Annotated in this window: 13 protein-coding genes and 1 pseudogene; 4 read left to right on the top strand and 10 right to left on the bottom strand. The window is 58.9% G+C overall.

The annotated features are described in order from the left end of the window. Nucleotide 1: 1 nt before the first annotated feature. Nucleotides 2-1021: a MoxR family ATPase gene (locus HB376_RS21740; RefSeq protein WP_213765730.1), complete on the bottom strand. Its 1020-nt coding sequence runs from the start codon at nucleotides 1019-1021 to the stop codon at nucleotides 2-4. Nucleotides 1022-1488: 467 nt separating this feature from the next. Between HB376_RS21740 and HB376_RS21735 the strand changes: the two genes are divergently transcribed. Next, entirely contained in the window at nucleotides 1489-1725 is a 237-nt protein-coding gene (locus tag HB376_RS21735) for a hypothetical protein (RefSeq protein WP_213765729.1), read from the top strand. 3 nt (nucleotides 1726-1728) lie between these two features. Here HB376_RS21735 and HB376_RS21730 read toward each other — a convergent pair whose 3' ends face one another. After that, nucleotides 1729-2760, bottom strand: a complete 1032-nt coding sequence (locus HB376_RS21730; protein WP_213765728.1) for a class I SAM-dependent methyltransferase — start codon at nucleotides 2758-2760, stop codon at nucleotides 1729-1731. Between the two features lie 292 nt (nucleotides 2761-3052). Here HB376_RS21730 and HB376_RS21725 point away from each other — a divergent pair, with 292 nt between their 5' ends. Together HB376_RS21725 and HB376_RS41755 are read left to right on the top strand one after the other, a co-directional pair. After that, nucleotides 3053-3268 carry a hypothetical protein gene (locus tag HB376_RS21725; RefSeq protein ID WP_213765727.1) on the top strand — a complete coding sequence of 72 codons (216 nt, stop codon included), beginning with the start codon at nucleotides 3053-3055 and terminating at the stop codon, nucleotides 3266-3268. Between the two features lie 139 nt (nucleotides 3269-3407). After that, nucleotides 3408-3893 (top strand): annotated as a pseudogene (locus HB376_RS41755) (glucosaminidase domain-containing protein). Nucleotides 3894-4552: 659 nt separating this feature from the next. Here the strand turns inward: HB376_RS41755 and leuD are convergent. Both leuD and leuC read right to left on the bottom strand, forming a co-directional pair. Next, complete coding sequence (gene leuD / locus HB376_RS21715) at nucleotides 4553-5194, bottom strand: 3-isopropylmalate dehydratase small subunit (RefSeq protein WP_213765726.1); 642 nt, start codon at nucleotides 5192-5194, stop codon at nucleotides 4553-4555. Beyond that, a complete protein-coding gene (gene leuC, locus HB376_RS21710) occupies nucleotides 5195-6601 on the bottom strand; it encodes a 3-isopropylmalate dehydratase large subunit (RefSeq protein WP_213765725.1) in 1407 nt (468 codons plus the stop codon). It abuts the gene before it with no gap. Nucleotides 6602-6747: 146 nt separating this feature from the next. Between leuC and HB376_RS21705 the strand changes: the two genes are divergently transcribed. Continuing rightward, nucleotides 6748-7665: a LysR family transcriptional regulator gene (locus HB376_RS21705; protein WP_213765724.1), complete on the top strand. Its 918-nt coding sequence runs from the start codon at nucleotides 6748-6750 to the stop codon at nucleotides 7663-7665. 93 nt (nucleotides 7666-7758) lie between these two features. On the opposite strand, the gene HB376_RS21700 is transcribed toward HB376_RS21705, so the two are convergent. The 6 genes from HB376_RS21700 to HB376_RS21675 all read right to left on the bottom strand — a co-directional run bounded on the left by HB376_RS21700 (nucleotide 7759) and on the right by HB376_RS21675 (nucleotide 15210). Beyond that, on the bottom strand, nucleotides 7759-8580 hold the full coding sequence (locus HB376_RS21700) for an IclR family transcriptional regulator C-terminal domain-containing protein (protein ID WP_213765723.1): 822 nt from the start codon (nucleotides 8578-8580) through the stop codon (nucleotides 7759-7761). 92 nt (nucleotides 8581-8672) lie between these two features. After that, nucleotides 8673-9761: a porin gene (locus HB376_RS21695; protein ID WP_213765722.1), complete on the bottom strand. Its 1089-nt coding sequence runs from the start codon at nucleotides 9759-9761 to the stop codon at nucleotides 8673-8675. A 127-nt stretch (nucleotides 9762-9888) separates the two neighbouring features. Then, a complete protein-coding gene (locus HB376_RS21690; RefSeq protein ID WP_213765721.1) occupies nucleotides 9889-11235 on the bottom strand; it encodes an MFS transporter in 1347 nt (448 codons plus the stop codon). A 76-nt stretch (nucleotides 11236-11311) separates the two neighbouring features. Then, nucleotides 11312-12445 carry a CoA transferase gene (locus HB376_RS21685; protein ID WP_213765769.1) on the bottom strand — a complete coding sequence of 378 codons (1134 nt, stop codon included), beginning with the start codon at nucleotides 12443-12445 and terminating at the stop codon, nucleotides 11312-11314. 52 nt (nucleotides 12446-12497) lie between these two features. Next, complete coding sequence (locus HB376_RS21680; protein WP_213765720.1) at nucleotides 12498-13274, bottom strand: citryl-CoA lyase; 777 nt, start codon at nucleotides 13272-13274, stop codon at nucleotides 12498-12500. 832 nt (nucleotides 13275-14106) lie between these two features. After that, on the bottom strand, nucleotides 14107-15210 hold the full coding sequence (locus tag HB376_RS21675; protein WP_346730546.1) for an extracellular solute-binding protein: 1104 nt from the start codon (nucleotides 15208-15210) through the stop codon (nucleotides 14107-14109). Nucleotides 15211-15248 lie beyond the last annotated feature (38 nt).

The raw sequence follows: 15248 nt of genomic DNA, 5'->3' as shown, positions 1-15248 counted from the left end.
GTTACGGCACCGCGACTCTCGCCATGATCTGCGCAATTAGCGCTTCCGCAAGTTCCTGTCGGCGCAGTTCGTAGATTGGCGTGAAGAACACGCGATGCCCGAGCGCGGGCAACAACACGGCATGAATATCCTCCGGTATCAGATGCGAGCGCCCGGCCAGCCACGCGACCACACGCGCTGCCCGCAAGAGTGCGCTCATGCCGCGCGGACTCGCACCCACGAGGATGAGCCGCTCCATGTCAACGCCGTCCAGGGCAATATCGAATTGCAGCGGGTTCTCGGTCGCGCGCCAGATGTCGAGCACGTAGCGCTCGATCGTTGCGCTGGCGCTCACGTTGCGTTGAATGCTGGCGCCGATGTCGTTCAGCTCTGCCCATCGGACCACGCCAGGCGTCACCCGCTCAAGCAATGCGTCGACATCGTGGAAAACGGGATCAAAAACCAGCGCGCGTCTTACTTCGGAATCTGACGGCGTCGGCATGTTCAGCTCGAAGAGAAACCGGTCCCGCGCAGCCGATGCCAGCTCGAAGGTCTCCTCGCGTTCAACCTTGTTACGATCCGCGAACACCGTCATGTGAGGAAAGTGATATTCACGGTCGAACGCGGAAACGGAACGCTCGGCCATCGCGCGCAGCAGGAGCGACTGGACCTGCGGCCGCGCCCGGTTGATCTCGTTGAAGAAGAACGTCGTCAGGCTTTCACCGTGGCGCAGCAAGGGACCGGGATCAATACGAGGCCTTCCGTCTGCGTCTACATACGTGTGATAGATGAGGTCGCCCGGCATCATGTCGATGGTGCCTTCCACGCGCCCGAAGCCTCCGCCGATGGCCCGCGAAAATGCGCGCAGCACGGTCGTTTTGCCGACCCCGACGCCGCCTTCCAGCAACACGTGACCGCGCGCAAACAGCGCAACGTTAATCAGGCGGATAATTTCATGCTGGCCTGCGACGGCGGCGGTGACGCTCAACTCCACCCGCAATGCACTCTCGCGCCAATCCTGAAGTTGCTCCTCGAAAGCCATCGGCCCGGTCTCCTGTTGCACGGCAGCACTGTGTAGGAAACAATGCGCCGGAGCGAGAGAACGCAAGAGTCGTACCGAGTTTAAACACGCGCGGGCTCATGTTCAAAGGCTTGCCGGCGAAGGTTTTAATCAGCAATGGCATGAACGGCTGAGAAACACACTGTCACAGCCGGCGGTACACGTTGTGCCTGCGATTCAACGTAACTAATCGCGCAGGCCCTTAAGGTCCGGGCACAACGGAGGCTTTGTGCCGTCATGCTTTTCCTTCTGTGCATAATGGGCGCTCACTTCTATTCGGGGTTCAGCGCGTGCCTGTACCCGATGGCGGCTCTCGCGGTCGAAATCGGGCGCCGCAATAAGCAATAACGATCAAAATCGTTCGATGCTTGCCCGCTATCTCCGCGGCTTGCTTGACCGGGCGAGGCTGCGGGCGCACCTGGAATTATTGAAATTTGGGAGTATGCATAATGACGATCTATGCACGCGTGAGCGACGGTGTCGTACAGGAGATCATTCAGCCGCTGTTGCAGGAGGACGGCAATGAATGGCCAATAACAGACCGTTTTACGGCGAATCAGGTGGCACAGATGGTGGATGTCACAAATCTCGATCCGCAGCCGGCATGCTGGTGGACATACAACGGATCGACCTTCAGAGCTCCGGAGACGGGCACGGGATCCGCGCCGCAATCTCCCTTAAACTAGACTTCAGACTTTCCCCAATGGAATGAAACGCGGATTGCGCCACGCTTGCACGCCGTCCACGTACAACACAGGCCTGCCGTTAGCGACCTGATAGAAGGCTGGGCGCTCCATCTCGATCGCCCAGCCAGCGGAAATCAGAGTGTCGTACAATCGCGCTTCGATGTGTTTTGAGTGAGTCCCGACCAGGATGTAGGCGACCCTCTCGCTTAGGATCGGCAAGCACGATTCGATGAGGTTAGCCTCGCCGCCCTGAATATCTATGTGCAACAAATCAATCCTGTCTCTGTTGCCGATTGCGGTTTCAAGGGAAATCATCGGCAGCAGATCGTGGCTGCCGGCGGCCATGGCCTCATCCTGTTGCTCTTGCGTAGCGCCGAAGACGGGCTCCAGTCCCCACTTTCCTCCAGCGTATTCCTGACGCGGAAAGAGTGCGGTTCCATTGGTAGCCGCAGCGACTCCTCGATGCAGCGTGTATTCGTCCTGCGAGAAACCGTTATGCGCCAGTGATTCGCGCGCAAACTCAAGATGGCCTTCGTCGCCCTCAATGCCGATAGCATGCGCTTTGCGACCGGTGCGCCTAGCCGCGACACCGGTGTTGTTCATCCAGCATCCCCATCCGCATCCTAGTTCGATCATGGTGAAGGTGTCGGAGCGCGCCAACTCGATAGCGTGCAGCGCCGATGCCCATTCAGCAATGTCGGCGTGCCAGTTGGCCGGGAGAGGAAATTCTTCCAGCTTGCCGCCCTGGTCAGCGAGATACGAATAAATCTTGGGGTCAACGAGCACGCCAAGCCAGTTAGTCTGGAAACCAGGGGTTGGCTTTAGATCACGAACTTGATGGCGGCGCATGCAGTCGATCGCATCAAAGTCGGCGAAGTACGCGAAGAAGGGTGTACCGCGAGCGATCTCTAACTGGCGATCCAGATCGCGCACTCGCTCTTCTGATGCTTGAAGTGCCCCGAATAGTTCGTTCCGGCTATCATGCAATCGGCGGATCGGGCCTATCGAACGGCCAAGTTTTTTCATCAATGACATGCCTTCCCCCCATGACTCGACTCTTGGAAGTCCGTATATTGCCACAAGCCGGATAGCCGCTTTCCCGGGTTGGTATCTGTAGCCAAGCATCGATGAACAGCCAGGTCATCCTGTTGCTCCAGCAGGCATTGGATGCGCGCGGAGTAGAGATCGGGGAGAAGTCGCTGGATGAGATAGAAGCCCGAATGCGGCGAGCGATCAAAGGCAAGTAGAGCCGAACCGCTCCGAGGCGGTTTTTTTACGTCCGTACCACAGCCGCCTCCGGGCGGCTTTTTCATTCCCGGGGCAATGAATGAACGGCCAAGAGCGGCCCGGCATCTCTGACAAGGAGATCACTAGCCTCACAACCGACGATAAACGCTGGAAGGATGTGGCCAACCAGTTCGCCGCCGTCAACCTGCGCTTAAGCAATCAGGACGTCGTGATCGACAGCACGACGACCGCAGTAAAGCAAATCGCAGAAGACACGAGGCAATGCGCGACGCGTGGAACCATGGCGTGGCCGTAAAGCGCATTTTCTGTCGGCTCGCAGAAGCGTGGACATTTTTGTTGAAGAAGGTTTTCGTACCAGTCGTGCTGCCGATCGTGATCCTTTGGTCTCTGGCTAGGGTGATGAATCACGAAGCGCTGCCTGAGTGGATTAACGCATGCATCAAACTGGTAATGGCGGTCCTATGACACCAGACGACTTCATTGCCGCGGTGAACCCTGCCGCGCGTGCGAATGCACCCGCATCAAAAATACCGGCATCGTTTGTCGTAGCCGAAGGCACGCTCGAGAGTGGATGGAGTTCGTCGCAGCTCTGCACCGAGGCATTCAACCTGTTCGGCGTGAAGGCTGACCCAAGTTGGGCTGGTGCGGTATTCATGCTGCCCACGCGCGAGTATCTCGACGGCCAATGGACGACGGTCCAGGCGAAGTGGCGCAAGTATTCGGACTGACTCGGCAGCATCCAGGATCATGCCTCGTTCCTGTTATCCAACCCACGGTACCGGGGCGCGTTCGCCTATACCAGCGGCACGACATTTGCCATGGCCATCGCCGCAGCCGGGTATGCGACAGATCCGCAGTACGGACAGAAGATCGTATCGATCATCAAGGCACACAACCTCAGCGCGCTCCTAACCGACTGATCTCTAACCACCAGTTTGCGCGTTTGCGCAATTTGCCGCCTTCGGGCGGCTTCTGTCGTTTACGGCCGTACCATTACTCAAACATCTTGTCGATGCTGCCAAAGGCAAGCATCCGCTCAGCGCTACGCGCTCCGGCCATTGGCCCACCGTGCGCAAGCAGCATCTGGCTCTTCATCCGGTCTGTGAGGTTTGCGGCGGCTCGGAAAAGTTGGAAGTCCACCACATACGGCCTCTCGTTTTTGCGGAAATGAATCATAATTGCGGAAAAGCATAGAGCGAAAATAATGTAGAGGAACTCAATTAGCTTCCGGAAAATTAACCAAATAACTTCCGTATTTCCCGCTTTTAAACCATATAACTTCCGTGCTCTCTCCGACCCTCTTCGAGCGAAAGACGAGCATGAGATGTCCAAACTCGTAGAGATAGGTTCGGCTTTGCTCGGCAGGTCATCGGCCTTGGCGGACTTGGTCCATCGACGATGATATGCCGGCTTGCTGCTGCAGACCGGCCATTCGCCAACGACGATAGCGAGCGTCCGCTACGGCCATCGATGATCAACGACCCCTCCATCGATGATAATGTCGAGAGGCGTTTTCACGTACCTCGCTCGCGTCAGCGTTATCGTGCTTTACGTGTAGCTCCACTTTCTTGATCCCACGTCATGCCAACCAAGGTTCAGCAGCGAAGTGGGCCTTTTCGAACGCCTTTATTCGCTCGCTGTAGCTAGCCAATATCTGCTCGATTTCATCAAGGCCCGACAGCAGAGAATTCTTGCGGGAGGCGTCGAGGTCAAACGAATAACTCTTCCCACCCTGGCAAACCAGCCGCTGCTCCGGGAGGTCGATTGTCATGGGAGTCGGTTCGTCTATCCGGGCCAGCTCGCTGAACAACTCTTCGACAAGTTCTGCCGGCAGCCTTATTGGAAGTAAGCCGTTTTTGAAGCAGTTGCCGTAGAAAATATCGCCGTAACTGGGTGCGATGATGGCTTTGATCCCCCAGTCGGCCAACGCCCAGACAGCATGCTCGCGGCTCGATCCGCATCCGAAGTTCGCGCGGCACAACATGATTTGTGCGCCATGATAACGGGGCTGATTAAGTGGGAAGTCCGGCCGCTTGGTCCGTTTCGTTATGTCGTCACCAGGCACGCCCACGTCGGCATATCGCCAGTTGTCGAACAGGTAATCGCCAAATCCGACGCGACTGGTCAACGCCATGTACTGCTTCGGCAAGATCGCGTCGGTATCGACGTCGGCCCGGTCGATAGGTACCGCGTAGCTATTCAGTATAACGAATGGTTTCATTCAGAGCTCCGCTGGGTCGATGAAATGTCCGGCGATAGCTGCTCCAGCCGCCATAGCTGGGCTCACCAGATGGCTGCGGCCACCACGCCCTTGTCTTCCTTCGAAATTTCGATTCGAGGTTGAAGCGCAGCGTTCGCCCTCACCAAGACTGTCGTTATTCATCCCAAGGCACATGGAGCAGCCCGGTTCGCGCCACTCAAATCCTGCCTCGACAAAAATCCGATCCAGACCTTCTGCTTCCGCCTGGTACTTGACGTTCCCAGAACCGGGTACGACCAATGCCTGCCGGATCGTGGATGCGACCTTCCGGCCCTTCACGACATCGGCGGCAATGCGCAGATCCTCGATGCGCGCATTGGTGCACGAGCCGATGAAAATCTTATCGAGCCTGATTTCCCGAATCCGCGTTCCTGCATCCAGTCCCATGTAATCCAGTGTACGCGTTGCTGCGGCGCGCTGCTCGTGCGTTGACTCGGCAGCCGGGTCGGGCACGCATCCATTGATACTCGTGACCATGGCGGGCGTCGTTCCCCACGTCACCTGGGGCCGCAGGTCGCTCACGTCGAACACCGCCGTCTTGTCGAATTCGGCCGAGGGATCGCTGTGCAATGTCGACCATAGCCGCTTTGCCTCATCCCACTCCGTACCAACCGGGCTGGACGGGCGTCCGTCGAGATAATCGATCACCTTCTTGTCGACACCGATCAGGGCACAGCGAGCGCCCGCTTCCACTGCCATGTTGCACAATGTCATGCGGCTTTCCATGCTGAATCCGGATACCGTCTCACCTGAAAATTCCAATGCAAACCCAGTGGCAAAGTCGGTTTTATACCGGCCGATAAACGCCAGTGCGACGTCTTTCGCGTAAGTACCGCGCGGTAGTTCGCCCCGGATTTGCACGTTCAGTGTCTTGGGCCGGCGCAGAACCAGACATTGCGTTGCGAGAATCTGCTCCACATCCGATGTGCCGATACCCAGCGCCAGCGCACCGAATGCACCGTGCGTCGTGGTGTGGGAATCGCCACACGCGATCGTCATGCCAGGCAGGGTCTCGCCCAACTCCGGCGCGACGACGTGCAGGATTCCTTGCCTGCGGTCCGTCAGCTCAAAAAAACGTAAGGCGTATTCGATGCAATTCTGCTGTAGCGCAACGAATTGTCGCTTGGCCGATTCGTTGTGCATCCCCGCAAGGCGATTTGTTGTGGGAATATTATGGTCTGCGGTCGCCAATACCGATGAAGCGCGCCACGGTTGGCGCGAGGCGGCACGTAAGCCGTCGAATGCCTGAGGACTCGTCACTTCGTTCAACAGGTGCCGGTCGACATACAGCAAAAAATAATCGTCATCCAGTTGTGAAACGACGTGCCGCTGCCAAATCTTTTCAAGCAGGGTTTGGGGGTAAGCCATGGTTATCCGTCATCGAAAGCGTGGGAGATGCTTGACGATGAGGATAGCAAGCCGGGGATCGGATTGAATTGACCGTTCGCGACAACTGCCGTCACGGGCCGGCAAAGCTCTTCGGCCCGAGTTTTATGTGAAGGATCTGTCAGACCATGCGTTTCGATATTGAAACTTTGCGCCTCTTTATTTTTGTCATCGAAGGAGGAAGCATTTCCGCCGCTTCCGAACGGGGGAATATCGTAGTGTCCGCTGTCAGCCGCCGCATCTCGGACCTGGAGCGGGACGCCGGAACGCCGTTGCTGCATCGCCGTAGCCGCGGCGTCGAGCCGACGCCCGCAGGCAACGCGCTATACCGGCGAGCGAAGATCGTGATGGACCATTTGCAGCAGATCGAATGTGAGATGGGGCAGTATGGAGACGGGGTGCGAGGGCTGGTGCGGCTGTCCGTCAACCTGACGGCGATGGCGCATTATTTGCCGAAGGAACTGAAGTCGTTTGTCAATCGCTTCCCCAATGTCCAGATCGGGCTTGTCGAGCGTCTCAGTGAGCAGGTATCGCGGGATTTACTCGGCGGTGATGCGGACATAGGCATAGCCGCGGCATCCTACATCGACGGAAGCCTGTCGGAACGGCCGTTCCGCACTGATCGGCTAGTCCTGATCACACCCGCGGACCACCCCTTAGGTCGACGTAAAAGCGTGAAATTCGCAGAGACCCTCGATTACGAGCACGTCGGCATGCAAGACGGCGCCTCCATTCTGGCCCTTGCTATCCAAGCGGCCAAGGCGCTTGGGCGTCCTATGCGTCTGGCCATCCAGGTCACTAACTTTGAGGCGATTCGCAATATGGTCATTGCCGGACTGGGCATTGCCATCATCCCTGAAATCGCACTTGCCGACCGGGATCATTCCGACTACGCGAAGGTGAGGCTCGACGAACCGTGGGCCGGGCGGCAGCTCAAGCTCTTGTTCAAACCAACGGCGCCTTTGCCGATAGCGGCCATGCACCTTCTCGACCACCTTTGTACGAAAGGCGGCAAGCCAGAGATAGGCCCGGATCCAATGGAATGAACGCCCACGATAAAGATTCAACACCCATAGCACTCGGCGCCAGCTGAGTTGGCCGGCTATACGACTTGGTTGTCAATGGAGCTACGTCGCGCGCTAGGACGAGCGGATCGAATGGACAAGTGCAGGCGCCCGGCGAATGGCCCATTCGATATGCGCGCGAGCCTCCCTCAAGACCGGTAGGCGCGTGGCAATCAAGTCATCGGTCGTGGTGCGGTCCGTCTCCGAGGAGCAATTAATCGCAGCGATCACGTTACCCTGAGGATCGCAGACCGGCACCGCGATCGATACGACGCCCATTTCGATCTCGTCCTGCTGAGTGGCAAAGCCGTTGGTCAGCGCCTTCGCGAATTCGCGGGCGAGGTCGTCGCGCTGGACCAGGGTCCTGGCCGTATATTGCGGAAAAGGCGCGCGGGTCAAGAGGCGCTGCTGTTCTTCGAGCGGCTGATTGGCGAGCAGGATCCGCCCGAGCGACGTGCAGAAGGCAGGTAGCCGATATCCCACGGACGCCCGTCGCGTAATGCTGCGCTTGCTGGGTACATGGCCAAGATAGACCACGTCGTCGCCATCGAGGACCGCGAAGGACACGGAATCGCGATACTCGTCCGCGACTTCCTGCAGGTACGGGTTGACCAGGTCCTTGAAGTTCATCGAGCGCAGATACGCCACCCCAAGCGACAACACTTTCGGCAACAGCAGGAAACGCTTGCCCTGCATTCCCACGTACCCGAGCGAGTGCAAGGTGAGCAGCGCGCGCCGGGCAGTGGCGACGTTCATCTGCGCGGCCTGGGCGACCTCGCTCAACGTCATTTCCGGCTGATCTTCGGTAAAGGCCTGGATCACCGAGAGGCCGCGCGCAAGCGCGGCCACGAAATCCCGATGAGTCTCATCAATGCGTTCAGACGGCGTTTGAGTCATGAAAGAAGGTAGGCGGTCATCGACAGGGCTCAACTATACTGTTTTTCGCCCTGCGAAAAACAGTTCGGCGGCAAAACCCTGGCAGCGACGCGTCAGAACCGATGCCGGATGCCCAGGCTGACGATGGTCTGGTTGCCGCCGCTCGAAGGCGTTGCCGTGAACAGCGTAGCCTGGACGTCGCCGCCATGCACGTGCTCATAGTTGAGCAGGGCATAGAGGTCAGTTCGCTTCGAGAGGAAATAGTCAGCCGAGACCATGTATTGCCCCCAGCGGGTTTCATTCAGCTTCGAGTAGGCGTAGCCGCCGAGCACCGATACCGCCGGCGTCAGCCAATAGGTCACACCGCCCTCCCAGGTGCTCAGCACGGCGGTTGAATTACCGCCCTTCATGTCGGTGAGCGAATACACGCCATGCAGCAACGCGGGACCGAACTTGTAGCTGCCTCCTGCCGCGAAAGTCGAAATCCGGTTGAGCGCAACCGTTCCGCTTTGCGGCGTGCCGAACAGGTCGGGTACGCCGATCGTCGCGGCCGGCGTGATGGTCGTATTGTTCACGCTCGTGTACGCGGCGGCGAGATTCAGATTGTCGCTGCTGTACGAGATGCCGTAACTTTGCGCGCTGCCTGCCGCGAGATGGCCGGGCTGGCCGCCCGGCGCGTAGAGCACGCCCACCTTCAACCCGTCGAACGTCGGGCTCTGGTAGGCAATGACGTTATTGAGCCGTTCCCCTCCGAGGCGATCGTAGTCTCCCAAATGGAAACCGTACGTACCGACGTTGAACAGGTTGGTCATCGAGTACAGGTAGATCAGGAAGTCGTATTGCCGTCCCAACGTGATCGTGCCGGCGGGCGTCGTGAGTCCGACGAAGGCCTGGCGTCCGAACTCCAGGCCGCCCTGACCGAACGCCCCGTTGTTCAGCGCGAAGCCGTTTTCCAACGTAAAGATGGCCTGGTAGCCGCCGCCCAGGTCTTCCGTGCCCTTGATGCCCCAGCGGCTGCCCTGTACGTTGCCGGACGTTTGCGTGAAAGCGCTGTGGCCGCCTTCGTTGCTCACGTAGTTGAGGCTTTCGTCGATCAATCCGTACAGCGTCACATTGCTTTGCGCGTAGGCGGTGCCCATGCTGACCAGCGAGCATGTGATGGCAGCCGACGACAGCAACGCCGCCTTGATGGAAGTTTTCATTATCGGTCTCCGGGAGGTTTTTCTTTTAGCTATGAAATACGAATAGATTTAAAGGATTACTAAATAATTAACAACAACTTGTAATTCGCTTGCGCCGGTTACCCCGGCGCGCGCGACGAAACCTGGCTCAATCAGGTCGTCCGGTGGACGCCATTGCGCGGGGAATCGAAAGAATCAGGCAGCAGCACACCAGCAGGCATCCGCCCAGCACGTAGGTGCCGCTGTTGACGTCGCCGGTCACGTTCTTCGCCATGTTGGTGATCATTGCGCCGGTGATGCCGGACAAGCTGCCAATGGAGTTGATCATCGCGAGGCCCGCCGCTGCCGCTGCGCCCGACAGCAGGCGGCCGGCGAAGGTCCAGAAGATCGGCATGATGCTTATGATCCCGGATGCGGCGATCGAAATGAGCAGGATCGACACCGAGAGCTGGTGCGTGAATATCGCGCTGAGAATCAATGCGATACCGGCCAGCAGCGCTGGAATGGCGGCATGCAGGCGCCGCTCCCCGGTGCGGTTTGAATGCATGGCGTTCGCGACCATCACAATGCTGGCGGCGACATACGGCACGGCGGCAAGCAAACCGATATGAAAAGCGTCCTTGAGCCCTGCGGCGCTGATGATGGACGGCAGCCAGAACGACAAGCCATAGAAGCCGGTGTTCATGGTGAGCAAGATGCCGCACAGGAGCCATACGCCCCGGCTTTTCAATGCGGCGCGAAAGTCGTGGGTCTTCGTCACGTTCTCCGACGAGATGTTGCGCTTCAACAGCGACTTCTCTTCCGGCGTAAGCCAGCGGGCATCGTCGATCGTTTCCGTCAGCGTGAGCAGCACCAGCACCCCAAGGATGATGGCGGGCAGACCTTCAACGATCAGCATCCACTGCCAGCCGCGAAAGCCGAGCGTCTCGTGCATGTTCTGCAGCACCCAGCCCGAGACCGGTCCGCCGATACACAAGCTCAGCGGCAGCGCCACCATGAAACCGGCCATGACGCGGTTCTGCTTGTGCGATGGGAACCAGCTGTTCAGATAGAGAACCACGCCAGGAAAGAAGCCCGCTTCGCACACGCCCAGCAGGAAACGCAGCCCGTAGAACATGGTCGCCGAACCGGTATGGAAGAACTGCCCCAGCGGCCCGATGTACATCAGCAGGATGGAGACGAGGCCCCAGGTCACCATGATCCGGGCAATCCAGCGGCGCGCTCCCACGCGGTGCAGCACGATGTTGCTCGGCATTTCGAACAGGACGTAGCCCCAGAACAGCATGCTCGCGCCCAACGCGTACACGTTGTCGCTGAGATGCAGGTCGCCGAGCATCTGCAGCTTCGCGAAGCCGATGTTGACCCGGTCGAGGTACGACACCATGTAGCAAAGAAAGAATAGCGGCACACAGCGCCAGAACACCTTGTCGTACGTTGCTTTCTCCAGGTCCTGCGAAAGCTGGCTCATGCCGGCTTTTTCCACGCTCAACGCCATGACAGTCTCCTGATTGTTGTTCCCGCGCCGCCCGGCAATGTGTTCCGGGCCCATCTCTGGCGAGCGCGGCGATGTCTCACGCGCGCAGAGGCCCGAGGATTTCTTCGTTGTGTTCGCCGAGTACCGGCGGCGGCACGATCGAAAGCGAGCGCTCGCCGTTATAGCTAACCGGGCTGCGCACGGTCTTGTACTCGCCCATCGTCGCGTGGCGCGCGCTCACCAGTAATTCCAGGTGCTTGGCCTGAGGGTCTTCCAGCGCTTCGCTTGCGTCGTACATGGGCGCGTGCGGTACATCCTGCGCGAGCAGGAGGCTGCACCATTCGTCACGCTCACGCTCGACGAATATTCCCGTTAGGACGTCGATCATCGCATCCTGGTTGTCGATGCGGCCCTCGCGCGTCGAGAAACGCGGGTCGTCCAGCAAGCCCGGGACGCCGATCACCAAGGCCAACCCCTGCCAGAATTTTTCCGGCGACGACATATGCAGCGCGAGCCATTTGCCGTCCCGGCATTTCATGACATATGACTGCGAGACCATCGGCCGGCTGTAGGGTCCCATGACCTCGTTCGCCGAATAGTAGTGCGTGAATGCGTCCATGTTGAAATGCGTCATGGCCTCGAGCATCGACACTTCCACGCTCAGGCCCGTTCCCGTGCGCGCGCGCTCCTGCAATGCCCCGAGAATGCCGTAGGCGGCGTAGAAGCCCGTGATCGAATCGGCGATTGCCGGTCCGACCACGCGCGGGTTCTCCGGATTGACGAGCAGCCCGAGGAATCCGCTCGCGGCTTGCGCGACCGTATCGTACGCAGGACGTCCCGCTGACGGCCCCGACTGGCCGAAGCCACTGATCGAGCAGTAGATCAGGCGAGGGTTGATTGCGCGAAGACGCGCTTCGTCCACGTTCAGGCGCGCTGCCGCGCCGGGCCGGAAATTCTGGATGTACACGTCCGCAGTACGGATCAGCTCGTCGAAAGTGGCGAGGTCGCCGGCATCCTTCGTATTGAGCGTGACGCTGCGCTTGTTGCGGTTGTAGGTCTGGAAGTGCGGGCTGTAGAGGCCGCCGCGAAAGGCCCGGAAAGGGTCGCCCGAGCCGGGCTGCTCGACCTTGATGACGTCGGCGCCGAGATCGCCGAGCAGCATCCCCGTGGCCGGCCCGGTAATGAATGTGCCTTGTTCGATGACACGAATGTTCTGCAATACCTTGATCACTTCGATTGCTCCATGTGCGGCAACCGCCGCGTTGTATTCCGGGAGTGCTTGTTCAGCCGACGTATTCGATCGCGCTTTCGCCGGCATGGGCCAGCGCGAAGCCGATCGGCTCCATGCTCTCCTCCAGCAGATGTGCGACGAGGCTCACGCTCCGCGCGACGAGCGGCACGCCTTTCAAGGCCTTGAGCGGAAAACCGACGTCGAGCAGCACGGCTGGAATCGCGCCCGACACGTTGATCGGCAATGCCCGGCCATAGATTTTCGGCACCGCGGCAGCGATCTCGCGCAGCACCCGCACGTTCGCGCCCGCGGTGCCGTGTTCGTCCGCCATGGCGAGCAAGCGCGTGGCGCGGGGATCTTCCTGCTGGTGCAGCGGATGCCCAAAGCCGGGTAACGGCGCCCGCCGCGCCCGCAGTGCCGAGATTTCACGCTCGACCACCTGTTCGAGCGTGCCCTCTTGCGGCGTTTTCGCGAGCAACCCGGCGAAGAGTTTGCCCGCCTCTTCGGAGCTGCCGAGGACGACCGACCCGCATCCCAGCAGGCCGGCTGCCACCGCGCCCTGCAAAGCCTCGGGGGCTGCCGCGAATGTCATGCGGGCGGCTTGTATGGACGGCACCAGCCCGTGTTCCGAAATCGACACCAGGGATGCATCGAGGAACAGGCGCTGGACGTCCGTGGGCGGCTGACCCGTCAGGAGCAGACAAAAGAAGTCGGTCAGACTCATGTGGCCTATCAACTCCTTGCAGAGATCCCGGTTACGGACCGTGATGCTGTCAGGCGTTGCGGTAGAAATCGACGTGCGTAGCTGACTGGGTTTTCCGATTTGCATGGCGACCTTTGAAGATGCGATGGATAGCGATGTTTCAGCTGAAATAATTTCGGCTAACGCGCATTATTTCGGTAGACGAAACTGTAACAAAGCTCCGATCTGACCACCAATAGGTGGTTTCACCTAGCGAATATATTTTCGCACAGCGAAAATATTACTGACCCATGCATGGTCCACACTTCCAGGAGCGCCGACGCAGTGAATCTGTAAACAACCAGTTCAACCGTTTTTCATTGTGATGGGAGCAACGGACACGCAAGCTCGAATGACTCGGAAGGGTCGGAGGCGCTCGTTCGTTGAAGCCGGTAGCAGACGTTCGTCCCTGGCGTTAATGAATGGCTGGTCTTAAGCGATGAGCTGGCATAGCAAGATTAACCGGCGAACGACCGCTCCGGCCGAACAGCAATCTTCCGAAGATCCAATCGTCGGCGCTTGCAAGCAACCCAACGAGGCCAAACGTCCCTGAAGTCGCCCTGCCCCGACGCTATGCGGCGAGTATCGCCGCGATAACCCGCGTTATCGCCGCAACCGGGCTTATGCCCCCCTCTTGAGAAAACGTCAGCTAGAGCAGTTCGCCCGTACCAGCCGCTCGACGATGCACTCCTCACTGCTATTGAGTAGTTATCCGAACGAAACTGTATTCATGTGAAATATGAGCTTGCGTCAGATGTCTATTCCAAGGGTTGCGTATGGCATGTCGGTTACGCGAAAACATTAGATGCAGTCGTGAGCATCCTCGAGGAAGACCGACGCCCGAAACCACAATAATTGCGTTGTCCGTCTTGTCTTCCCGCACCAACAGGCGCCCCGGAAAGACGCTAGCCGGTCCAAATTAGACCTTTACCTCCCGATTGAAGCGATCGATATACCCCTGACGCAAAGGCGCAAGTTTGACCCAGTCGATGGATTTGAAAGTGTCAAGTTCCGCAGCATTCCGAGCGTAATGCTGCAATCCTTTCGAATATGGGACCTGCGTATTGGTGGGTACAAGATAGTACGGCGCGTCGGCGAGTTTGCCTTGCACCCCGGCATCCAGCGCCGCGTTGATATACGCTGCCGCCAGCGCGGGTTCCTTGCTGTTCTTAACGACGTGCATCGACGTGAGCACGATGCCCCAGCCTGTATCGGGACGCGCCAGTTCGACCGGCACGCCTTTCGCCTGCAAATCGCCGACGTTGTTGCTGTAGTGCGCGCAAATATCAACCTGTCCTTGCTGAATCAGCGTCGCCAGTTGGCCAGGGCTCGACGCTACCGCACCAATGTTCGGCAGCAGCTCGCGCAGGTAGGCGAAAGCAGGTTCCATATTGGTTTCACTGCCGCCGCGCATCTTCGCAACCTCGGTGAGCCATACCGGACCCACAGCCGAGCCAAATCCCACTACCCCCACGCGGCCTTTATATTCGGGCTTGAGGAGGTCGTTCCATGACGTGGGTGCGACTTTTATTTTTTCCGTATTGTAAGCAATGCCGACGACCTGAGCCGACACATAGACACCGAGACCATGCGGATCGACAAATTTCGCAGGAAGGTATTTCAGGTTCGGTAACAGCGCGGCCGGAATCGGTTCGATGAGCCCCTCCTGAACAGCGACCGCGAACGAGCCTTCGTCGGCGACGATAACATCGAATGGGGGGTTATTGCGGGCCGCGGCAGTTTTCGCGATGATCTCCAACGGCATGGTGGGCATCAAATTTACAGAACCGCCGCTCGCCTTCTCGAATGCAGGAATGAGGAAGCTGCGATGCGCTGTTTCCCATGCACCGGGAAAGGTCGCCGCAGCGATCCGGTCCGCCGCAAAGCTGCGGCGTGTACCGGCCGCACCGACCAGGGCCGCCGCGCCAACAGCTTTCAACACGGCGCGCCGTGACCGACTATATGTAGTGTTCATGCTGGATGCTCCTTTACGTTGTGAGGTAAATTGCGCGGCCCGGCGCACAGGCCGGCGCCTTATCCTGAGAGTGATGCGGCATCCGC

The organism is Caballeronia sp. dw_19, assembly GCF_018449515.1.
Lineage (GTDB): Bacteria > Pseudomonadota > Gammaproteobacteria > Burkholderiales > Burkholderiaceae > Caballeronia.
The sequence above is the reverse complement of the archived record's forward strand: the minus strand, read 5'-3'. Positions and strand labels throughout refer to the sequence as shown.

Coding starts and splice junctions, on each gene's coding strand:
- HB376_RS21730 (WP_213765728.1), bottom strand. CDS start 2,760: ATGTCATTGATGAAAAAACTTGGCCGTTCGATAGGCCCGATCCGCCGA.
- leuC (WP_213765725.1), bottom strand. CDS start 6,601: ATGGCTTACCCCCAAACCCTGCTTGAAAAGATTTGGCAGCGGCACGTC.
- HB376_RS21695 (WP_213765722.1), bottom strand. CDS start 9,761: ATGAAAACTTCCATCAAGGCGGCGTTGCTGTCGTCGGCTGCCATCACA.
- leuD (WP_213765726.1), bottom strand. CDS start 5,194: ATGAAACCATTCGTTATACTGAATAGCTACGCGGTACCTATCGACCGG.
- HB376_RS21725 (WP_213765727.1), top strand. CDS start 3,053: ATGAACGGCCAAGAGCGGCCCGGCATCTCTGACAAGGAGATCACTAGC.
- HB376_RS21700 (WP_213765723.1), bottom strand. CDS start 8,580: ATGACTCAAACGCCGTCTGAACGCATTGATGAGACTCATCGGGATTTC.
- HB376_RS21735 (WP_213765729.1), top strand. CDS start 1,489: ATGACGATCTATGCACGCGTGAGCGACGGTGTCGTACAGGAGATCATT.
- HB376_RS21705 (WP_213765724.1), top strand. CDS start 6,748: ATGCGTTTCGATATTGAAACTTTGCGCCTCTTTATTTTTGTCATCGAA.
- HB376_RS21740 (WP_213765730.1), bottom strand. CDS start 1,021: ATGGCTTTCGAGGAGCAACTTCAGGATTGGCGCGAGAGTGCATTGCGG.
- HB376_RS21690 (WP_213765721.1), bottom strand. CDS start 11,235: ATGGCGTTGAGCGTGGAAAAAGCCGGCATGAGCCAGCTTTCGCAGGAC.
- HB376_RS21680 (WP_213765720.1), bottom strand. CDS start 13,274: ATGCAAATCGGAAAACCCAGTCAGCTACGCACGTCGATTTCTACCGCA.